Annotated in this window: 15 protein-coding genes; 7 read left to right on the top strand and 8 right to left on the bottom strand. The window is 65.4% G+C overall.

Annotation, left to right across the window (positions count from 1 at the left end):
* Positions 1-76: 76 nt before the first annotated feature.
* Complete coding sequence (locus IAE58_RS11800; protein ID WP_199933747.1) at positions 77-1,246, bottom strand: class I SAM-dependent rRNA methyltransferase; 1,170 nt, start codon at positions 1,244-1,246, stop codon at positions 77-79.
* 463 nt (positions 1,247-1,709) lie between these two features.
* On the opposite strand from IAE58_RS11800, the gene IAE58_RS11805 reads away from it, so the two are divergent.
* Positions 1,710-2,672 carry a TerC family protein gene (locus tag IAE58_RS11805; RefSeq protein WP_108751422.1) on the top strand — a complete coding sequence of 321 codons (963 nt, stop codon included), beginning with the start codon at positions 1,710-1,712 and terminating at the stop codon, positions 2,670-2,672.
* 106 nt (positions 2,673-2,778) lie between these two features.
* On the top strand, positions 2,779-3,549 hold the full coding sequence (locus tag IAE58_RS11810) for a rhomboid family intramembrane serine protease (protein ID WP_199933748.1): 771 nt from the start codon (positions 2,779-2,781) through the stop codon (positions 3,547-3,549).
* Between the two features lie 85 nt (positions 3,550-3,634).
* Here IAE58_RS11810 and IAE58_RS11815 read toward each other — a convergent pair whose 3' ends face one another.
* Positions 3,635-4,741: a glycerophosphodiester phosphodiesterase gene (locus IAE58_RS11815; protein ID WP_199933749.1), complete on the bottom strand. Its 1,107-nt coding sequence runs from the start codon at positions 4,739-4,741 to the stop codon at positions 3,635-3,637.
* A 205-nt stretch (positions 4,742-4,946) separates the two neighbouring features.
* Between IAE58_RS11815 and IAE58_RS11820 the strand changes: the two genes are divergently transcribed.
* Complete coding sequence (locus IAE58_RS11820; RefSeq protein WP_199933750.1) at positions 4,947-6,029, top strand: beta family protein; 1,083 nt, start codon at positions 4,947-4,949, stop codon at positions 6,027-6,029.
* Here the strand turns inward: IAE58_RS11820 and IAE58_RS11825 are convergent.
* The 6 genes from IAE58_RS11825 to rpmH all read right to left on the bottom strand — a co-directional run bounded on the left by IAE58_RS11825 (position 5,977) and on the right by rpmH (position 13,150).
* Positions 5,977-6,564, bottom strand: coding sequence for a sce7726 family protein (locus IAE58_RS11825; RefSeq protein ID WP_199933751.1), 588 nt, complete (start codon positions 6,562-6,564; stop codon positions 5,977-5,979). The genes IAE58_RS11820 and IAE58_RS11825 overlap by 53 nt on opposite strands.
* A 103-nt stretch (positions 6,565-6,667) precedes the next feature.
* Entirely contained in the window at positions 6,668-8,017 is a 1,350-nt protein-coding gene (gene mnmE / locus IAE58_RS11830) for a tRNA uridine-5-carboxymethylaminomethyl(34) synthesis GTPase MnmE (protein WP_199933752.1), read from the bottom strand.
* 3 nt (positions 8,018-8,020) lie between these two features.
* The gene (locus IAE58_RS11835) at positions 8,021-10,693 is read right to left on the bottom strand and encodes a polysaccharide deacetylase family protein (protein ID WP_199933753.1); all 2,673 of its coding nucleotides are present in this window, start codon (positions 10,691-10,693) and stop codon (positions 8,021-8,023) included.
* A 101-nt stretch (positions 10,694-10,794) separates the two neighbouring features.
* Entirely contained in the window at positions 10,795-12,510 is a 1,716-nt protein-coding gene (gene yidC, locus IAE58_RS11840; RefSeq protein ID WP_199933754.1) for a membrane protein insertase YidC, read from the bottom strand.
* Positions 12,510-13,004, bottom strand: a complete 495-nt coding sequence (rnpA, locus tag IAE58_RS11845; protein WP_108751428.1) for a ribonuclease P protein component — start codon at positions 13,002-13,004, stop codon at positions 12,510-12,512. Before rnpA ends, yidC begins: the two co-directional genes overlap by 1 nt.
* A gap of 5 nt (positions 13,005-13,009) precedes the next feature.
* A complete protein-coding gene (gene rpmH / locus IAE58_RS11850; RefSeq protein WP_005411729.1) occupies positions 13,010-13,150 on the bottom strand; it encodes a 50S ribosomal protein L34 in 141 nt (46 codons plus the stop codon).
* 254 nt (positions 13,151-13,404) lie between these two features.
* Between rpmH and dnaA the strand changes: the two genes are divergently transcribed.
* From dnaA to gyrB, 4 genes are all read left to right on the top strand, one after another.
* A complete protein-coding gene (gene dnaA / locus IAE58_RS11855; RefSeq protein WP_108747903.1) occupies positions 13,405-14,736 on the top strand; it encodes a chromosomal replication initiator protein DnaA in 1,332 nt (443 codons plus the stop codon).
* Positions 14,737-15,012: 276 nt separating this feature from the next.
* The gene (gene dnaN / locus IAE58_RS11860) at positions 15,013-16,113 is read left to right on the top strand and encodes a DNA polymerase III subunit beta (RefSeq protein ID WP_005411731.1); all 1,101 of its coding nucleotides are present in this window, start codon (positions 15,013-15,015) and stop codon (positions 16,111-16,113) included.
* 879 nt (positions 16,114-16,992) lie between these two features.
* Positions 16,993-18,087 carry a DNA replication/repair protein RecF gene (gene recF, locus IAE58_RS11865; RefSeq protein WP_199933755.1) on the top strand — a complete coding sequence of 365 codons (1,095 nt, stop codon included), beginning with the start codon at positions 16,993-16,995 and terminating at the stop codon, positions 18,085-18,087.
* 111 nt (positions 18,088-18,198) lie between these two features.
* Positions 18,199-20,658 (top strand): DNA topoisomerase (ATP-hydrolyzing) subunit B, encoded by a 2,460-nt coding sequence (gene gyrB, locus IAE58_RS11870; protein ID WP_108751677.1) that lies wholly within the window; start codon positions 18,199-18,201, stop codon positions 20,656-20,658.
* The last annotated feature ends 37 nt before the right edge of the window (positions 20,659-20,695 follow it).

Consider the following 20,695-nt stretch of genomic DNA (forward strand, 5'->3'; position numbering starts at 1 on the left):
CCCCCCCCCCCCCCCCCCCCCCCCCCCCCCCCCCCCCCCGCCCCCGCCCCCGCCCCCCCCCCCCCCCACGTCGGAATCAGTCGACCACGCGGCAGAACACGGCCTTCAGGTAGCGCGATTCCTGCACGTGCGCCATGAACGGATGGTCCGGACCGGCGCCGGCCACCTTCAGGATCTGGATCGTGCGGCCGGAGAAATACGCCGCGCGGCGCAGCATGTCCAGGAACTGGTCCTCGGCCACCAGGCCGGTGCAGGAGAACGTGGCGAACAGGCCGCCCGGCTTCACCACGCCCAGCGCCAGCTTGTTCATGTCCAGGTACTTCTTCAGCGCGGTGATCACCTGGTCGCGGTCGCGGGTCATCTTCGCCGGGTCCAGGATCACCACGTCGTACTGCTCGCCGCGGTTGGCGGCATCGCGCAGCCACGGGAAGATGTCGGACTGGACGAACTTCGGGCGCACGTTGTTCAGGCGCGAATTGCCCTTGGCGATCTGGATCACGTCTTCATCGATGTCGATGCCGACCACTTCCGACGCACCACGCGCAGCCGCGTACACGGCGAAGCCACCGGTGTTGCAGCACAGGTCCAGCACGCGCTTGCCTTCCACCTGCTGGCTCAGCCACTCGCGGTTCTCGCGCTGGTCGGCGAAGAAGCCGGTCTTGTGCGCACCGGCCGGGTCCGCACGGAACTTGATGCCGTACTCGGTGATTACCGATGCTTCGGTGGTGGTGTTGCCGTGGAAGTCGAAGCTTTCCTGCTTCTGCACGTGTTCGTCGGCGAAGCTGTGGAAACGGCAGCCCGGGAACTGCTCGCGCAGCGCGTCGTAGATCCACTCGCGGTGGCGGAACATGCCGGCGGCGAAGAATTCGACCACCACCAGGTCGCCGTAGCGGTCCACCACCAGGCCGGACAGGCCGTCGCCTTCGCTGTGCACCACGCGCCAGGCGTCGGACACCGTGTCGAGCTTCAGCACCTCACGGCGCAGCGACACCGCCTGGGCGATCTTGCGCGAGAACCAGCCGGCATCCACCGGCACGTTCTGATCGCTTTCAAGGATGCGCACGGCAATGCGCGAGTGCCCGTTGTAGAACCCGCGGCCGATGAATTCGCCATCAATGCCGACCACGTCGACGATGGAACCGGGCTTGGGGCGGACGGTCGGCTTTTCGACCAGCTTCTGGAAGATCCACGGGTGGCTGGAACGCCACGCATTCTTCAGGCGGACAACGGGCAGGGGGGTATTCATCCGCCTATTGTAGCCGGGGGGCGCTTTCATAGAGTCGAGCTTGCTCGACTGGCGTTGCTGAACGGTCCCGTTCAGTCGAGCAAGCTCGACTCTACGAGAGCCCGGGCAGCCGGGGTCGGATCCCCAACGGGCCCCGACCCCATTCCGCCTTGGTAGGTGCCAACCTTGGTTGGCACGCTGGTCGGGGTCAGAGCCCGTGCGGGGATCCGACCCCGTCGCCACCCCATTTGACGGCGGGCCGGCCAGGCCGCAGAATCGGCGCCAGAAGGGGAGTAGCTCCCAGACGTTGTCGCCGTCAATTCGAGCCCGCAGGCTCCGGTGCAACGGCAATCCCACCCGCGTGGGGTTGCGAGCGAGACCTTCGCCGTACTGGCGAAGCTCTGTCCCTGGATCCCCCTCCCGATCCTCCGTTGCAGATCCTCGCCGTACGGCCTGGCATTCATCTTTCCAACGGATATTCCCAATGCAGACGATCGGTAATGTGTGGATGTGGGGCGGCTTCGTGGCGGTGGTGATCATCGCCCTGCTGGTCGACCTGGTGTTGATGCGTCACGGCGGCCCGCACAAGGTCACCTTCAAGGAAGCCCTGTGGTGGTCCATCGGCTGGGTCGCCCTGGCCCTGCTGTTCAACGCGGGCCTGTGGTTCTACCTCAGCGAGACCGCCGGCCAGGTGGTGGCCAACAAGGTGGGCCTGGAGTTCCTGACCGGCTACCTGGTGGAAAAAGCCCTGGCGGTGGACAACATCTTTGTCTTCCTGATGATCATGAGCTACTTCGCGGTGCCGGAGGAACAGCGCCAGAAGGTGCTGATCATCGGCATTCTGGGTGCGATCGTGCTGCGTACGATCATGATCTTCGCTGGCAGCGTGCTGATCAGCCAGTTCCATTGGCTGCTCTACGTGTTCGGCGCCTTCCTGCTGTTCACCGGCTGGAAGATGTGGTTCGCCGCCGGCCAGGAACCGGATCTGGAAACCAACCCGGCGCTGCGCTGGATGCGCAAGCACCTGCGCCTGCTGCCAGGCTATGAAGGCAACGCGCTGAGTGTGAAGCGCGATGGCGTGCGCTGGTTCACCCCGCTGTTCGCGGTGTTGATCCTGATCGCGGTGACCGACGTGATCTTCGCCGTGGACAGCATCCCGGCCATCTTCGCCATCACCACCGACCCGTTCATCGTGCTCACCTCCAACGTGTTCGCCGTGCTGGGCCTGCGCGCCATGTTCTTCCTGCTGGCCGGCATGGCTGACCGCTTCCACCTGCTGCCGTACGGTCTGGCGCTGGTGCTGGGCTTCATCGGCATCAAGATGATGATCATCGACCTGTTCAAGATCCCCACCCCGGTGTCGCTGGGCGTTGTGGCGGTGATCATCGCCGCGACCGTGGTGCTCAGCCTGAAGTACCCGCCGAAGGAAGGCACTGGCGCGGCCTGATCCTGGCCGGGCCTGCAACACGGCCGGCGGGATTGTCCCGCCGGCCGTGCCCACTCTCCCGCCGCGGTGGCCTTGGTTTCGCGCCAGCCACCGCCATTGCTGAAGCATGGACAACAACGCGCCCCTGCCCGCCGGCGACGTGCCGGCCCCCCGCAATGACCGCCAGCGCATCGTGCGGGCGTTTAACACCAGCCTGGCCGCCGTGCTGGTGCTGGTGGTCGTGTTCGCCCTGCAGGGCAGTTTCGACTGGCGACCGTGGGCGGTGGCCCCGCTGGAAGCCAAGGGCCTGCTGGGCCTGATCGGTGGGCCAATGCTGCATGCGTCGGTGGAGCACATCGCCGCCAACAGCATCGCGATCCTGATCCTGGGCACCCTGGCTGGCAGTGTCTATCCGAAGGCGACCCTGCGTGCCCTGCCCCTGCTGTGGCTGGGTTCGGGCATTGGCGCGTGGATGCTGGGCAACCCGGGCAGCGTGCACCTGGGCGCCAGTGGCGTCACCCACGGGCTGATGTTCCTGCTGGCCAGCCTGGGCCTGCTGCGCCGCGACCGCGCGGCCATCGCCACCGGCCTGATCGGCATGCTGTTCTACGGCGGCATGTTGATGACCATCCTGCCACATGCCGACGGCGTGTCCTGGCAGTCGCACATGGGCGGTGCCTTTGCCGGCATCATCGCCGCGCTGCTGTTCCGCAACGCCGATCCGCTGCCGCCGCGCCCGCACTACAGCTGGGAAGACGAGGAAGACGAGGTGCAGCCGCTGGCCGACGACGAGCTGGAGCCGCCGTCGCCGCAGCGCGTGCCGGTGCTGTGGCAGCCGCGCGAAGGGCCGGATTACGTGGTGATTCCGTTCCGCCGCCCGGAAGACCCGCGCGGTTGAAACGAGGGGCCGCCGGGCATGGCCCGGCGCTACCGTGTGGACGCCTTGGGTAGCGCCGGGCCATGCCCGGCGACGCGTTGCAGCTTCAGTTCCCCGCCGCGCCCATGCCATCCACCGCCTGCCGGCCCAGTGCCGGGTCGTCGGTGAAGAACGCATCGATGCCCGTCGCCAGGTAGGCGCGCATTTCCGCAATCGAACCTTCCGGGTTGCGCGCGTTGTCCGCGCCCTTGCGCAGGTTGCTGGCCTGGAAGTGGTTTTCCGGGCGGAAGGTGTAGGGAATGACCAGCAGCCCCGCCACATGCGCATCGCGGACCAGGGTCGTGGGCGTGCCCAGCGCGCCATCGGCCTGCAGCGGGATGATCGAGCGCAGCTCCGGGCCGATGCCATCGGCATAGGTGGCGATCTGCTCAAGACCGGCCGGGGTCATCATCTGTGCGTAGGTCAGGCTGCCGCCGGCCCTGGCGATGTCCGGCGGCTTCACCTCGCCCTTCCACAGCAACTGCAGCAGGCGGATGTTGCTGCCGCGCCCCAGCTTGCCGCGCAGGTAGCGCAGGTTGGCGGTCTCGAACGACTGGATGGTGACCGGGCCGACGTTGGTATACGCGTTGCCACGCAGCGCGGCCAGCAGTGCGTCTTCCATCGGCAGGCCGATGGACTGGAAGTAGGTCGGGTGCTTGATCTCCGGCACCAGGCCGATGCCGCGGTTGGCACGCCCGGCCTGCTGCACCAGGAAGGCCAGGATCTCGTCCAGGGTGGCGATGCGGAACTGGCCATCGAAGGCGGTGCTGCGCAGCTCGGGCAGGCGCTCGCGGGTGTACAGGGTCTTCAGCTCGGCCAGGGTGAAGTCTTCGGTGAACCAGCCGGTCACGCTCTGACCGTCGATCACCTTGGTGGTCTTCCGCTTGGCGAATTCCTCGTGCTCGGCCACGTCGGTGGTGCCACCGATCTCGTTCTCGTGGCGGGCCACCATCACTCCGTCCTTGGTCATCACCAGGTCCGGTTCGATGTAATCGGCGCCATCGGCAATCGCCTGGGCGTACGCGGCCAGGGTGTGTTCGGGCAGCAGCGCACTGGCGCCGCGGTGGCCGTAGACCAGCGCCTTGGGCGCGGCCGGGGTGGACGATTCAGCACTCATGGCCACCGATGGTGCCACGGCCAGCGACAACAGCAACGCACAACCCCACGACTTCACTGCGACGTCCCCAAACGGTCTGTGATGGCCGTCAGTATGCGGCGGCAATATGACAGCCGGGGGAAGCATGGGATCGGATCCCCGCAGGGGCTCCGGCCCTGACCGCCGTCATTCTTCAACTATTCCGATTGATGCGCGAAGTGGTGCGCGACTAGCCTCGAGTGACCAACAGTGACGTTGTCGGAGGCAGATCGTGGAAAAGCCGATGTACATGCCGATCCTGAAATGGCGACAGGGCGAGTATCTTGCAGTAGGCCGTGCCAGCGACGGCATCAAGGACTGGATCCATCCCCTGTTTGAGATACCCGTCGAGCAGTGGGACTTCGAGAACGATGCTCCCGCGAAGTCGCTCGACGATCATCTGAAGAACGTCGGGAATCGCCTGGTCAAGAACTGGAAAGCGCGGCGTTGCCTGTTCGACTCGCCCTATCTTGCCGGCGATGACACCATGGCGGACGGGCAGCACCATCTGGAGCGGATCTTCGACCTCACGCGCACAGCCGGTTGCCAGGCCATTCCCGTAACCGGCATTGACCGGCATGTCGACTACCAGCAGGCCGTGGCACGTATTGTTGCCCGCGATGATCGCGGCTGCGGATTGCGGCTGGTACCGGATGATCTTGAAGGCAGGGGTCTGGCCCGCATCCCGGCATTGTTGAAACTGCTGGGCGTTGCGCCAGGCCAGGTGGACCTGATCCTGGACAGCTCGGCCGATGTCGCCGACTCGCCCACGCTGCAGGCGACCACGTGGCAGGCCTGGATCGCAGCCGTTCCGGATCTGGCCGACTGGCGATCAGTCACCATCGCGGGCGGTAGTTTCCCTGCCAGCCTGAGCCCCTCGTCGAACTATCGCCCGCATGGTGACGTCAACCGCCGGGAGTGGCGCGCGTACACCCGGCTTGTCAGCAGTCGTCCCGATCGGATGCCGTGGTTTGGCGACTACGGCTGCGCCTCGCCACAGACCGAGCTGATGGATCCACGCCTGTTCGACCCCAATGCCAAGATCAAGTACACGATCGATGACCAGTGGCGGATCGTGGTCGGCACCCAGATCAAGCGCAATGGTCGCGACCAGTACCGAGATCTGTGCAACCACCTGATCTCTGATCCACCGGTGGTGTTCATGGGACGCGGCTACAGCTGGGGCGATGCATACATCGAAGACTGCGCCAACAATGTCAGCAGTACCGGCGGAAGTTCCACCTGGCCGACCGTGGCCACCAACCATCATCTGACTAAGGTTGTTCGCGACCTCGCCAATCTGGCCGGCGCTTCATCTGTTCCCTGACCAGCGTGCGGATTTCCGCAAGACTGTAGAGCTCACCCAGGCGCTCGCACAGCGCTGCACGGTTTCCGCGCAGCGCTGATTTTTCAGCGGTCCTGCTGCTGATCAGGGCTGTCAGCTCATCGCGCCACAGCAGTGCCGCCACGGCAGTGGCGCTCACCGAGGGATTGAGCCTGGCAGGCCGCAGCAGTTCCATCCGGACGGCATTGCGCGCACCACGTGAGGCCAGCCTGACTCCCCACCATGCAGGCAGCGTCTCCAGCGCATGATCCAGATGGCGCTGGCCCACCACGATCGTCGCCTTGTCGAGCACGTCGGAATAGAACTGCTGCTGCAATGGCAGTCTGCGCAGCGTGTCGACGTCACTCTTGATTTCGTAGCCGTGCAGGTGGCCATTGATGACACAGACATCGACCCGGCAGGCGCCGCGTGCAAGCCCCATTTCCTCCACGACAAGCGTGTTCGGATTGGCGACATGTTCTGCGATGACCTTGCTCAGCAGCGCTGATCGCACGTCACTGTCGGTGATCGGGTTCATGGCGGGATGATATCAAGGAGGTGTCGCGGCCCGGGTTGAAACCACGTGGCGTCGATTGTGATGATGTGAAGGGTCAGAGCCCGCAGGGGATCCGACCCTGGCGTTACTTGCCGATGCAGAAGCTGGAGAAGATCCTGCCCAGCAGGTCATCCGCACTCATCTGCCCAGTGATCTCGCCCAGCGCGTCGTGCGCCAGCCGCAGTTCCTCGGCGGCCAGTTCCAGGTGTTCATGGGCCAGTTCGCCATCGGCGCGCTGCGCGTGTTCCTGCGCGCGTTCGATCGCATCCACGTGGCGGGTGCGCGCGGAGAACTCACCGTCCACCTGCTCGCCTGCCCCGGCCGAGGCGATGCTGCGCAGGCGCGCGTGCAGATCGTCCAGCCCCGCGCCCGTTGCCGCCGAGACGAACACCCGGTCCGGGTCATCCAGCGCCGGCAGCGCGTCCAGCAGGTCGGACTTGTTGTGGATGTAGACCTTGTGCGGCACGTCGGCCACGGCCTGCCCCAGCGCGGCCTCCCCGGCGGCCGGGTCGCGCGCGTCCAGCACGATCAGGGCCAGGTCGGTGCGCTCGATCTCCACATGGGCGCGGCGCATGCCTTCGCGTTCGATGGCGTCGCCGCCGTCGCGCAGGCCGGCGGTGTCGACCAGGGTCAGCTCCAGCCCGTCCAGGCGGATGGTTTCGCGCAGGGTGTCGCGGGTGGTGCCGGCGATGTCGGTGACGATGGCGCGTTCGCTGCCGGCCAGGGCGTTCAGCAGTGAACTCTTGCCCGCATTGGGGGGGCCGATCAGCACCGCATGCAGGCCGTCGCGCAGGCGGCGGCCGCGCTCTGCATCGCGGCGCAGCAGGGCCAGGTCGCCGCGCGCCTGTTCCAGTCCACGCCGTACCTGCGCGCCGCCCAGCGTATCCAGCGGTTCGTCGGCGAAGTCGATGGCCGCTTCCACGTGGATGCGCAGCAGCACCAGTTGTTCCACCACCGCGTCGATGCGGCGCGAGAACACGCCGTCCAGTGAACGCCGTGCAGCACGCGCGGCACGGTTGTCACCGGCAGCGATCAGGTCGGCGATGGCTTCGGCCTGGGCCAGATCGAGCTTGCCGTTGAGGAAGGCGCGTTCGCTGAACTCACCCGGCCGCGCCTGGCGCGCGCCCAGGGCGATGCATCGGGCGACGAGTTGCTGCAGCAGCACCGGGCTGCCGTGGCCCTGCAGTTCCACCACTTCTTCGCCGGTGAAGCTGTTCGGTGCCGGGAACCACAGCACGATGCCGTCGTCGATCACCTCGCCGTCGGCATCGCGCAGGCGCGCGTAGTGGGCGTGGCGCGGGCGCAGCGTGGGCGCGCCGAGCGCGTTGGCAATCGCCGCAGCACGCGGGCCGGACAGGCGCAGCAGGCCGACACCGCCTGCGCCCGGCGCGCTGGCGATGGCGACGATGGTATCGGTGCGGGTCACATCGTTCATGGCTCAGAGCTTCTCCAGCTGTGCGCGCGCCTGTGCGGCACCACTACCCTGCGGCTGCAGCGCCAGGTAGGTGGTGTAGGCCTGCTTCGCCTTGGCCTTGTCGCCGGCATTGAAGTAGGCATCGCCCAGGTTGAGATGGGCGACCGCGCGCGACGGGTCGATCTTCAAGGTGTTTTCCAGCCAGCGCGCCGCTTCGGCGTAGCGCTGCTGGCGGTAGTAGACGAAGCCGAGGTTGTTGGCGGCCTGGGCGAAGTCCGGACGCAGCTTCAGCGCCTCGGTGAACTGCGCGGCGGCTTCGTCGTACTGCTTCTCGCGGTAGAGCTGCAGGCCGCGGTCGTTGGCCTGCTGCGCGCGCTGGCGGTCCGAGGCCGGGCCGGCCGTGGGCACCACCAGCTTGGCCTTGCCGCCCTGCAGGTCGGCCACGGTCACCGGCGCCTGGGTGTTCTTGGCGTCCTGCACGGCGTCCACCTTGTTGTTCAGCGCGATCGCATCGGCGGTCAGCTGGCGGGTATCGGCGTTGAGGTATTCCTGGCTGTCCGGCACCTGGAACACGAACTCGCCGCCCTGCGAACCGGGCAGGCTGCCGAAGGCAGGGGTCTGCTGCGAAACCGCCGACACCGCCGGCGCCACGTAGGCGGCCAGTTCGGTACCGGTGATCAGGCCGTCGCCATTGAGGTCGCCCTTGCCGGCCAGCGCCTGCAGCAGCACCCAGGTGAACACCGAGTGGCCATTCGGGCCTGCATCGGCCACCTGCTGGTCGGCACCGCCGGCAGTCAGCATCTGCCGCGCGCTGCGGCGTGCGTTCTCGCGCAGGAACGATGACGACGACGGGCCACCGCGGGTCAGGCCCAGGCCGCTGTAGCAGGCATCCATCACGAACATCACGTGCTTGGCCTGCATGCTCTCGGCGATGTTCTGGATATCGGTCATCGCGATGGCGTCGGTGGCGAATTCCTTCGGGTCCGAATCCACCGGGATGATGTAGCCGAGGTCGCGGCCTGAAGCGAGCTGGCGGGTGGCGCCGTGGCCGGCGAAGAACACGAACACGCGGTCGTTCTTTCCGGTGCGGTCGTCGGCCAGACGGTCGTGGAAGGCGGCCAGGATGTTGTTGCGGGTGGCCTGCTCGTTCTTCAGCAGGATCACCTGCGAGGACGGGAAGCCGAACTGCCCGGTCAGGGTGTCGGCCACCGCCTGCGCATCGTGGCTGGCGTATTCCAGCTTCGGCCACTTGGCGTAGTTGTCGATGCCGACCACGATCGCCCACGACTTCTCATAGCCGGTAGTGACGGTGGCATCGCTGCTGGCGCCCTTGCGTGCACGGGCGACGGTGAACTCGCGGCCGTTCCAACCGGCGAACTGGTAACCGTCGGCAATCAGCCGATCGAGGATCTGCGGCAGCGCCTTCACCGCGCGGTCGTGGATGTCGTGGAACAGGATGATGCCGCGCTGTTCCTTGTTCACCTGGCCAAGCACGCGTTGCACGATCGATTCCGGCACCGGGTCGGCCCAGTCCATGGAATCGATGTTCCACATGATCGACTTCAGCCCTGCTTCGTTCAGCAACTGCAGGCCTTCGGCGTTGCGTGCCCCATACGGGAAGCGGAACAGCGGCGCGCGCTTGCTGTCCACGTCCTTCAACAGGGTGTCGGTGTCCAGCACCTGCTGGCGCAGCGCATCGCCGGTGGTGCGCGAGAGCTGGGCGTGGGTCAGGCTGTGGTTGCCCACCGCATAGCCCTCTTCCATCAGGTTGCGGCTGATCTTGGCCATCGGGCCCAGGCTGACCTTGCCATCGGCCTCGACCTTGCCCAGGTTGCGGCCCACTTCGAAGAACACGCCCGGCACGTCATACCGCTTGAGGATGGCCACTACTTCATCGGTATAGGCCTTGTGCGGGCCATCGTCGAAGGTCAGCACCACGGTCTTGGCCGGCAGGTCGCGGCCGAAGATCTCGCGGTCGCTGTCCTTCATCGACATCGGGTACGGCTCGATCACCCCGTAGTCGCGCAGGATCGCTTCGCGGCTGTAGTCGTTGTGCAGGTGGGCGATGTAGTCCTCCCATTTCTCGCGCTTCAGGTCGATGGCGCGGGTGCGCTCGAAGCGGCTGAAGATGCGGGTCAGTTCCTGGTTGTAGTTGCGCTCGATCTCGTCCAGCGCGTCCAGGTCTTCGCCGATGCGCTGGTGCAGCTTCACCGCCGGCAGCGAGGAGTCGGCACCGACACGGTCGTGCAGGTCACGCAGCACTTCGCGGAACGCCAGGCGGTCGGCGTCGAACAGTTCCGGCGCCGATTCGATGTAGTCCAGCACGGCGCCCAGGGTGGCGAAGCGCTGCGGACTGCCACTGTGCAGCAGAGCATCAAACTGCCCGGCGATGGCGCTGCGCTGCTCCAGGCCATCGTGGAACAACTGCTGGCCGATACGCGTGGAGGTGCCACGGTCGGCGGCGCTCTGCTGCTCTTCGTCGGCCAGCAGCACCACGATGCGGCGGTAGCCATCGAGCTGCTTCTGCAGCGCGGCCAGCAGCGGCGCCGCGGCCGGATCAGCGGCGGCGGCGGCCTGCGCGCTGGGCTGGGTCACCGCGCTCGCCGGCGCCTTCGCGTCCTTGTCGCCACAGCCGGCAACGACCAGGGTCAACAGCAGCGAAGGCAGGAACAGGCGGAACGACGGCACTCGCGGCATGGCGGACTCGAAGGTGGGAGAAGCGGTGTGCGGGCGATTCTACCCCCGCATGCGAAAAGCCCGCCTTGCGGCGGGCTTTTGCGTCGTTTGGGCCGGTCGGGTTACTTCTTCTTGACCGGGGCCGGGGCGGTGCTGGCTGCCACCGGCTCGCTGCCGTGGCGCTTGGTCATCCACCACTGCTGCAGCAGGCCCAGGCCACCGTTCACCACCCAGTACAGCACCAGGCCGGACGGCATGAAGGCCATCATGACGCCGAACACCAGCGGCATGAACTGCATCATCTTCTGCTGCATCGGGTCCATGCCCGGTGCCGGGGTCAGCTTCTGGGTGAACCACATCACCGCCACGTTGATGACCGGCAGGATGAAGTACGGGTCGCGTGCGGTCAGGTCCTGGATCCAGCCGAACCAGGGCGCCTGGCGCAGTTCGACCGATTCCACCAGCACCCAGTACAGGGCGAAGAAGATCGGCATCTGGATGAGGATCGGCAGGCAGCCGCCCATCGGATTGATCTTTTCCTTCTTGTACAGCTCCATCATCGCGGTCTGGAACTTCTGGCGGTCATCGCCATAGCGTTCCTTCAGCTGCGCGATGCGCGGCTGGAAGCGACGCATCTTGGCACCGCTCTTGTACTGGGTGGCCGACAGCGGGTACAGCACCAGCTTCAGCAGCACCACCAGGCCGACGATCGCCCAGCCCCAGTTGCCGACCAGCTTGTGCACCTGGTTCAGCACCCAGAACAGGCCCTGGCCGATCACCGCCATCATCGAGAAGCGGCTGTAGTCGACCACGCGGTCCAGGCCCGGCACGTCTTCCTTGGCGATCTGGTTCACCAGCTTCGGGCCCACCCACAGGCGTGCCTCGGTGCTGGTGGACTGGCCCGGGGCCACGGTGAAGGCCGGACCACGCGCTTCGATCAGGTCACGACCGGCCACCTGCGACAGCACGTAATGGGCGGTCTGGTCCTTCTGCGGAATCCAGGCGGTGAAGAAGTGGTGCTGCAGCATCGCCAGCCAGCCGCCGGTGATGTTCTGGTTCAGCGCGCCATCTTCCAGATAGTCCTTGAAGGCACGGCGCTGGTACTTCTTGTCGTTGTCGTACCAGGTCGCGCCATTGAAGCTGAACGAATCCGGGTTGGTCATACTCCGCGACAGGATGGTCGGGGTGCGGTCCAGGGTGCGGTAGACGTAGCCGTTCCACGGCGCGGCGCCGGCATTGATCACTTCGTCCTTGAAGCGCACGGCGTACTCGTTGCGCGAGACGGTCAGGGTGCGCTTGATGGTCACGCCGTTGGCGGTCCATTCGAACGGGATCTGCAGTTCGTTCTGGCCGTCGGCCAGCACGAAGTCGCGGGTATCACCGACCAGCTTGAAGCCGTCGGCGCCGGGCACCGGGGCGCCCTTGTCTTCGCTGGCCCAGCCGCTGATCGCGCTGTAGGGGTGCGCGGGGTCTTCGGTCAGCAGGCGAACCGGCGGGCTGCCTTCATCCTTGCTCTGCGGGAACTGCAGCAGCTCGGCGTCCAGCACGCGGCCGCCGTCCAGCACCAGGCGCAGCACGTCGGTGGTGACGGTCACGCGCTGGGCGGCCGGGGTCGCGCTGGCCTGGGCCTGGGGCGCGGCGGCCTGGCCCGGCGCACCGGGAACCTGTGCACTGGGAATTCTGCCCGGGGTCGCGCCCGGAACGCTCTGTGCAGCGGCCGGGGCCGAACTGCTGGTCGGGGCCGGGGTCGGGGCGGCCGTTTCACGGCTCCACTCCATCCACAGCAGCACGGCCACCATCAGCCAGGCAAAAATGAGGAATACGCGGGTCTGGTTCATCAGCGGGCAGGCTCAGCGGGGCCGGAACGCGATGCCGGCTCGGTCAAAGAGGGAGTTGCGATGCCATCAGGCGGCGGCATTGTGCCGTCCACGCCCGGTGCGGGCAATGCGCGCAGGCGCCGCAGCAGGCGCAGGAAGGCCTGGCGGATGTCGTCGTTGCTGGCAGAACGCGCAGCACTACGGGCCACGACGACGAAGTCGCCTGGCTGGATGTCAGTACGTGTCTGACGCAGGATGTCGCGCAGGACGCGCTTGATCCGGTTACGCCCCACGGCGTTCGGATCGACCTTGCGGGAAACCGCCAGACCCAGCCTGGCCGGCCGGTCAGCCGGCAGCCAGTGCAGGGTCATCAGCGGATCGGACACACGGCGGGCGCCGTTGAAGACCGTTGAATATTCGGCACGCGTGCGAACCCGCGCAGAGCGAGGGAATCGCTTGCGCGGGTCTGCAGTATTCACTGTCGAAGGGATTGCGTCTGCCGCGGTGAGCGGCATGGCAATCAGGCGCTCAGGACTTTGCGGCCCTTGGCGCGGCGACGCGACAGGATCTTGCGGCCGTCAGCGGTCTTCATACGGGCACGGAAGCCGTGGTCGCGCTTACGCTTGAGGTTGCTGGGCTGGTAGGTGCGCTTGGTGGCCATGTGGGCCTCTCGTATGAATGGGACGGGAAAGAACCGGAAATTCTAGAGAGGTCGCCCCCCTCCCGTCAACCCCTGTTGACTACGCGAATTCACCGGCCTGTGCAATAGCTGTGGATGTTTTTGTGAATAAGTGGGGGACAACCATTCCGAAGGCGCGCGCGCGGTGGTAGTCTGAGCCATCCATTTCCCCCTTTCCGGCCTGTGTCTGGGCGCGTTGTCGCGCCTATCCACCGGCCACCGGACGATTATTGCCGATGGATGCCTGGACCCGAAGTCTCGAACGCCTCGAAGCGGAGTTTCCGCCGGAAGACGTTCACACCTGGTTGAAGCCACTGCAGGCCGATCTGCGCGTGGACAGCCTGGTGCTGTATGCACCGAACGCCTTCATCGTCGACCAGGTGCGCGAGCTGTACCTGCCGCGCATCCGCGAACTGCTGGCCCATTTCGCCGGTTTCAGCGACGTTTTTCTTGAAATCGGCTCGCGCCCGCGGCCCTCGGACACGCAGAACGCGCCGGTTTCGAGCCCGGCAGCGGCCGTGGCTGCAGAACCGCAGGTGCCGTTTGCCGGCAACCTGGACAACCACTACACCTTCGCCAACTTCGTGGAAGGCCGCAGCAACCAGCTGGGTCTGGCCGCGGCGTTCCAGGCGGCGCAGAAGCCGGGCGACCGCGCGCACAATCCGCTGCTGCTGTACGGGGGCACCGGCCTGGGCAAGACCCACCTGATGTTTGCCGCCGGCAACGCCATGCGCCAGGCCAATCCCGGTGCAAAGGTGCTCTACCTGCGTTCGGAACAGTTCTTCAGCGCGATGATCCGGGCCCTGCAGGAAAAGACCATGGATCAGTTCAAGCGCCAGTTCCAGCAGGTGGACGCGCTGCTGATCGATGACATCCAGTTCTTCGCCGGCAAGGACCGCACCCAGGAAGAGTTCTTCCACACCTTCAACGCGCTGTTCGACGGCAAGCAGCAGATCATCCTGACCTGCGACCGGTACCCGCGCGAAGTGGAAGGCCTGGAAGCGCGCCTGAAGTCGCGGCTTGCCTGGGGCCTGTCCGTCGCGATCGAACCGCCGGACTTCGAGACGCGCGCAGCGATCGTGCTGGCCAAGGCACGCGAGCGCGGCGCGGAGATTCCCGATGATGTTGCGTTCCTGATTGCCAAGAAGATGCGCTCCAACGTGCGCGACCTGGAAGGCGCGCTCAATACCCTGACCGCCCGCGCCAATTTCACCGGCCGCGCGATCACCACCGAATTCGCCCAGGAAACCCTGCGCGATCTGCTGCGCGCCCAGCAGCAGGCGATCAGCATTCCCAACATCCAGAAAACCGTGGCCGACTACTACGGGCTGCAGATCAAGGATCTGCTGTCCAAGCGCCGGACCCGTTCGCTGGCCCGCCCGCGTCAGGTCGCCATGGCCCTGACCAAGGAACTGACCGAACACAGCCTGCCCGAGATCGGCGACGCCTTTGCCGGTCGCGATCACACCACGGTGCTGCATGCCTGCCGTCAGATCCGCACCCTGATGGAAACCGACGGCAAGCTCCGCGAGGACTGGGACAAGCTGATCCGGAAGCTGAGCGAATGATGCACCGACGCCGATAAGGCGTCATCGCACAAAACGGTGCAGAATCCGGTAGCAAGCGCGGGATGAGTTGTGGATAAAAAAGCGGCTTGAAATCGCGGCAGATTTATCCACAGCTTTCCCCACCCCTTGGGGGTCGGTAATGCAGAGGGTTTCGCGGTCTGAAAGCCCTTTAATTACAAAGACTTAGGGTTGTTTTCCAGCAATTCTGTCTCTACCAGCACCACCAAGCTTTTGATTTATTCCACATTTTTTTAAAGCATAGGGGCACGGAACCACATGCGTTTCACACTGCAGCGCGAAGCCTTTCTCAAGCCGTTGGCACAGGTCGTCAACGTGGTCGAACGCCGCCAGACCCTTCCGGTTCTGGCCAATTTCCTGGTCCAGGTGCAGAACGGCCAGCTGTCGCTGACCGGTACCGACCTGGAAGTGGAGATGGTGTCGCGGATCGCGGTTGAAGATGCCCAGGACGGCGAAACCACGATTCCCGCCCGCAAGCTGTTCGAGATCATCCGCGCCCTGCCCGACGGCAGCCGGATCACCGTCTCGCAGACCGGTGACAAGATCACCGTGCAGGCCGGCCGCAGCCGCTTCACCCTGGCCACCCTGCCCTCCAACGACTTCCCGTCGGTGGACGAAGTGGAAGCCACCGAGCGCGTGGCCATTGGCGAAGCGACCCTGAAGGAACTGATCGAACGCACCGCGTTCGCGATGGCCCAGCAGGACGTGCGCTACTACCTGAACGGTCTGCTGTTCGATCTGCGCGGCGATGCCCTGCGGACCGTCGCCACCGACGGCCACCGCCTGGCCCTGTGTGAAACCGATTTGGCCAAGCCCAGCGGTTCCAAGCGCCAGATCATCGTCCCGCGCAAGGGCGTGACCGAACTGCAGCGTCTGCTGGAAAGCGGCGATCGCGAGATCGAGTTGGAAGTCGGCCGCAGCCACGTGCGCGTGAAGCGCGACGATGTCACCTTCACCTCGAAGCTGATCGACGGCCGCTTCCCGGATTACGAAGCGGTGATCCCGATTGGCGCCGATCGCGAAGTGAAGGTGGACCGTGAAGCGCTGCGTGCCTCGCTGCAACGCGCCGCGATCCTGTCCAACGAGAAGTACCGCGGCATCCGCGTGGAAGTCTCGCCGGGCAACCTGAAGATCAGCGCGCACAACCCGGAGCAGGAAGAAGCCCAGGAAGAGATCGAAGCCGACACCACGGTCAGCGACCTGGCCATCGGCTTCAACGTGAACTACCTGCTGGATGCCCTGTCCGCCCTGCGCGACGAGGAAGTCATCATCCAGCTGCGCGATTCCAACTCCTCGGCGCTGGTGCGTGAATCCAGCAGCGAGAAGTCGCGCCACGTGGTGATGCCGCTGCGTCTCTGACGCTTGCGTTGTTCCACGTGAAACAGGAAGACGCCCGGGAGATCCGGGCGTTTTTTTTGTTCCACGTGGAGCATTACCGAGAATAGGCGGATGACGGTGGCCACGTCATCGAGGGCAGACGCACATGGCTGCGTTGGTCGGAGTTGATTCCTTCGACCCCGCGCCTGCGCTGACTTCGCAGGTCAACGGCCGGCGAGGAAAAGCCTCGTCTGCTGACGCTACTGCCCACAGGCCTGGATTCCTGCGCTCGAGGGCGTCCCAAGCTTTTAATTCTGGGTATAAATCTAAAGCATGGTGGTGCTGGTAGAGCCAGATTTCGTGGAAAACAGGCTTATCTCTTTGTTTTTAAAAAGATTTATGCACCTGAAACCCCCTGTATATCGGGCTCTGGGGCTGGGGGGGAAGCTGTGGATAGTTTTACCAGCGGTCAAAATCGGCTTTTTTATCCACAGATTGTCCATGGCTTGTGTATAAGTCATACAGACCTGCTGTGGACAGCGTGGAACGCAGCACCTGAATTTCTTGAAATCTGTGGAACGCTCGGCTGCTCCGCCCCGCAGATTTCAAGCAATCAACGCACTGGCTTGCCCGCTGCCCTGCGCCGCATTGCACGACGGGGCCTGGCGAAGGCGCAAAATCTGTTGAATTCTGCATACGCCGGCCCTGCCAAGACCCGCAGATTTCAAGAAATCCACGCGGTTCCAGCGGCCGGCATGGGCTGCAATCGGCACGGTGGCACGTGGAACCCATGCAATGAGCGGAGCGCGCGTTGCCGTCGCCCGCCATGCCCCCGCAACGCGGTGCCAGCCTTGACCGATGCAGTAAGCTGATGGATTCCCTGCCCTGTTGCCGCTCCGCGCGGCTGGTCTCCCGCGTCCCATGCTGATCCGCCGCCTCGCCTTGAACCAATTGCGCCGCTTCAGTGCCGTGGAGCTGTCGCCCCAGCCGGGGCTGAACCTGCTGACTGGCGATAACGGTGCGGGCAAGACCAGTGTGCTGGAAGCGCTGCACCTGATGGCCTATGGCCGCAGCTTCCGCGGGCGTGTGCGTGACGGACTGGTCCGCCAGGGCCAGGAAGCGCTGGAGATCTTCGTCGAATGGGACGAACAGCGTTCCAGCCACCCGCCCCACCGCCGCAAGGCTGGCCTGCGCCATAGCGGGCAGGAATGGAAAGGCCGGCTGGATGGCGAGGATGTGGCCCAGCTCGGCAATCTCTGTGCGGCCCTGGCGGTCGTGACGTTCGAACCCGGCAGCCACGCCCTGGTCAGCGGCGGCGGTGAACCGCGTCGGCGCTTCCTGGATTGGGGCCTGTTCCACGTGGAACCAGACTTTCTTTCGCTGTGGCGCCGCTACTCCCGCGCACTGAAGCAACGCAATGCGCTGTTGAAGCAAGGCGGGCCCCCGCGGATGCTGGACACGTGGGACCACGAGCTGGCTGAAGCCGGCGAACCGCTGACCAGCCGGCGCCAGCACTACCTGGAGCGGCTGCAGGAGCGGACGATCGCCCTGGCGTCGGAACTTGCGCCGCAGCTGGGCATCCAGGGCCTGAATCTCAGTCCTGGCTGGCGCCGGCACGAACTGCCGCTGGCCGATGCGCTGCTGTTGGCCCGCGAACGTGACCGCCAGGCCGGTTACACCTCCGTGGGCCCGCATCGCGCCGACTGGAGCGTGGAGTTCCACAGTATTCCCGGTCGCGATGCTTTGTCCCGTGGCCAGGCCAAGCTGACGGCGCTGGCCTGCCTGCTGGCACAGGCCGAGGACTACGCCGAGCAGCGTGGCGAATGGCCGGTGATCGCGCTGGATGACCTGGCGTCAGAGCTGGATCGCACCCATCAGGCCCGCGTGCTGCAGCGCTTGCTGGCCGGGCCGGCACAGATCTTCGTCACCGCCACCGAAACACCGGCGGCGCTGGTGGATCTGCCCGAGATCACCCGGTTCCACGTGGAACATGCACGGATCGTGGCTGTGCCATAGTGGCAACATCAGGGCCCGCAAGGCCCGACTGGTATAATTCACGCTGTACCCCTACTTACCCGGCGCACCGCTCCACGTGGTGCCCGACCTGCGGAGCCTACGGCAAGCGCAATGACCGACGAACAGAACACCCCGGTAAACAACGGCAACTACGACGCCAACAGCATCACCGCCCTAGAAGGGCTCGAGGCTGTCCGCAAGCGTCCTGGCATGTACATCGGCGACGTCCATGACGGCACCGGTCTGCACCACATGGTGTTCGAGGTTGTCGACAACTCCATCGACGAAGCGCTGGCCGGCCATGCCGACCACGTCGCGGTGACGATCCACGCCGACGGCTCGGTGTCGGTGTCGGACAACGGCCGCGGCATCCCCACCGGCAAGCACGAGCAGATGAGCGCCAAGCTCGGCCGCGAAGTGTCGGCTGCCGAAGTGGTGATGACCGTGCTGCACGCCGGCGGCAAGTTCGACGACAACAGCTACAAGGTGTCCGGCGGTCTGCACGGCGTTGGCGTCAGCGTGGTCAACGCGCTGTCGCAGAAGCTGCTGGTGGACGTGTTCCAGAATGGCTTCCATTACCAGCAGGAATTCAGCGATGGCGCCGCGGTAACGCCGCTGAAGCAGCTGGGCACCACCACCAAGCGTGGTACCACCGTGCGCTTCTGGCCGTCGGTGGTGGCTTTCCACAACAACGTGGAATTCCATTACGACATCCTGGCCCGCCGCCTGCGCGAACTGTCGTTCCTCAACTCGGGCGTCAAGATCGTGCTGGCCGACGAGCGTGGTGATGGCCGCCGCGATGATTTCCACTACGAAGGCGGCATCCGCAGCTTCGTGGAGCACCTGGCCCAGCTGAAGACCCCGCTGCACCCGAACGTGATCGCCGTTACCGGCGAGCACAACAACATCGTGGTGGACGTGGCGCTGCAGTGGACCGACTCCTACCAGGAGACGATGTACTGCTTCACCAACAACATTCCGCAGAAGGACGGCGGTACCCACCTGGCCGGCTTCCGCGGCGCGTTGACCCGCGTGCTCAACAACTACATCGAGCAGAACGGCATCGCCAAGCAGGCCAAGATCAACCTGACCGGCGACGACATGCGCGAAGGCATGATTGCCGTGCTGTCGGTGAAGGTGCCCGATCCCAGCTTCTCTAGCCAGACCAAGGAAAAGCTGGTCAGTTCCGACGTGCGTCCGGCGGTGGAAAACGCCTTCGGTGCGCGCCTGGAAGAGTTCCTGCAGGAAAACCCGAACGAAGCCAAGGCCATCGCCGGCAAGATCGTCGATGCCGCACGTGCACGTGAAGCGGCACGCAAGGCCCGCGACCTGACCCGCCGCAAGGGCGCGCTGGATATCGCCGGCCTGCCGGGCAAGCTGGCCGATTGCCAGGAAAAGGATCCGGCGCTGTCCGAACTGTTCATCGTCGAGGGTGACTCGGCAGGTGGTTCGGCCAAGCAGGGCCGCAACCGCAAGAACCAGGCCGTGCTGCCGCTGCGCGGCAAGATCCTCAACGTGGAACGCGCACGCTTCGACCGCATGCTGTCCTCCGACCAGGTCGGTACGCTGATCACCGCGCTGGGCACCGGCATTGGCCGCGACGAGTACAACCCGGACAAGCTGCGCTACCACAAGATCATCATCATGACCGACGCCGACGTCGACGGCGCGCACATCCGTACCCTGCTGCTGACGTTCTTCTACCGTCAGATGCCGGAGCTGATCGAGCGCGGTTACGTCTACATCGGCCTGCCGCCGCTGTACAAGATCAAGCAGGGCAAGACCGAGTTGTACCTGAAGGACGACCCGGCGCTGGACAGCTACCTGGCCAGCAGCGCGGTGGAAAACGCCTCGCTGGTGCCGGCGTCCGGTGAACCGGGCATCGAAGGCGTGGCGCTGGAAAAGCTGCTGCTGGCCTACGCCGGCGCGCAGGATGCGATCGCCCGCAACGCGCACCGCTACGATCGCCTGCTGCTGGAAGCGCTGGTCGATTTCGTGCCGATGGATCTGGAAAGCCTGCGCAATGCGCCGGCCGGCGAAGGTCTGGACGCACTGGCCAAGCAGCTCAACCAGGGCAGCCTGGGCAGCCCGCGTTTCACCCTGGAACTGCAGGACGCCACCGAAGAGCGCTCCGCCGCTGTGCTGGTCACCCGCCGCCATATGGGTGAGGAACACCTGCAGGTGCTGCCGCTGTCGGCCTTTGAAAGCGGCGAACTGCGCGCCATCCATCAGGCCGCCAAGCTGCTGCACGGCCTGGTGCGCGACGGTGCCACCATTGCCCGCGGCGCCAAGTCCATTGAAGTGGACAGCTTCGCCAAGGCACAGAACTGGCTGCTGGACGAAGCCAAGCGCGGCCGCCAGATCCAGCGCTTCAAGGGCCTGGGTGAAATGAACCCGGAACAGCTGTGGGATACCACGGTGAACCCCGATACCCGCCGCCTGCTGCAGGTGCGCATCGAGGACGCGGTCGCGGCTGACCAGATCTTCAGCACCCTGATGGGCGATGTGGTCGAACCGCGTCGTGACTTCATCGAAGACAACGCGTTGAAGGTCGCCAACCTGGATATCTGACACACTCGACTGCTGGCCGGTGCGCGGGGAGGCGCGC

Origin of the sequence: Stenotrophomonas sp. S49 (assembly GCF_016624905.1) — a bacterium.
In the GTDB taxonomy this organism is placed as follows: Bacteria; Pseudomonadota; Gammaproteobacteria; order Xanthomonadales; family Xanthomonadaceae; genus Stenotrophomonas.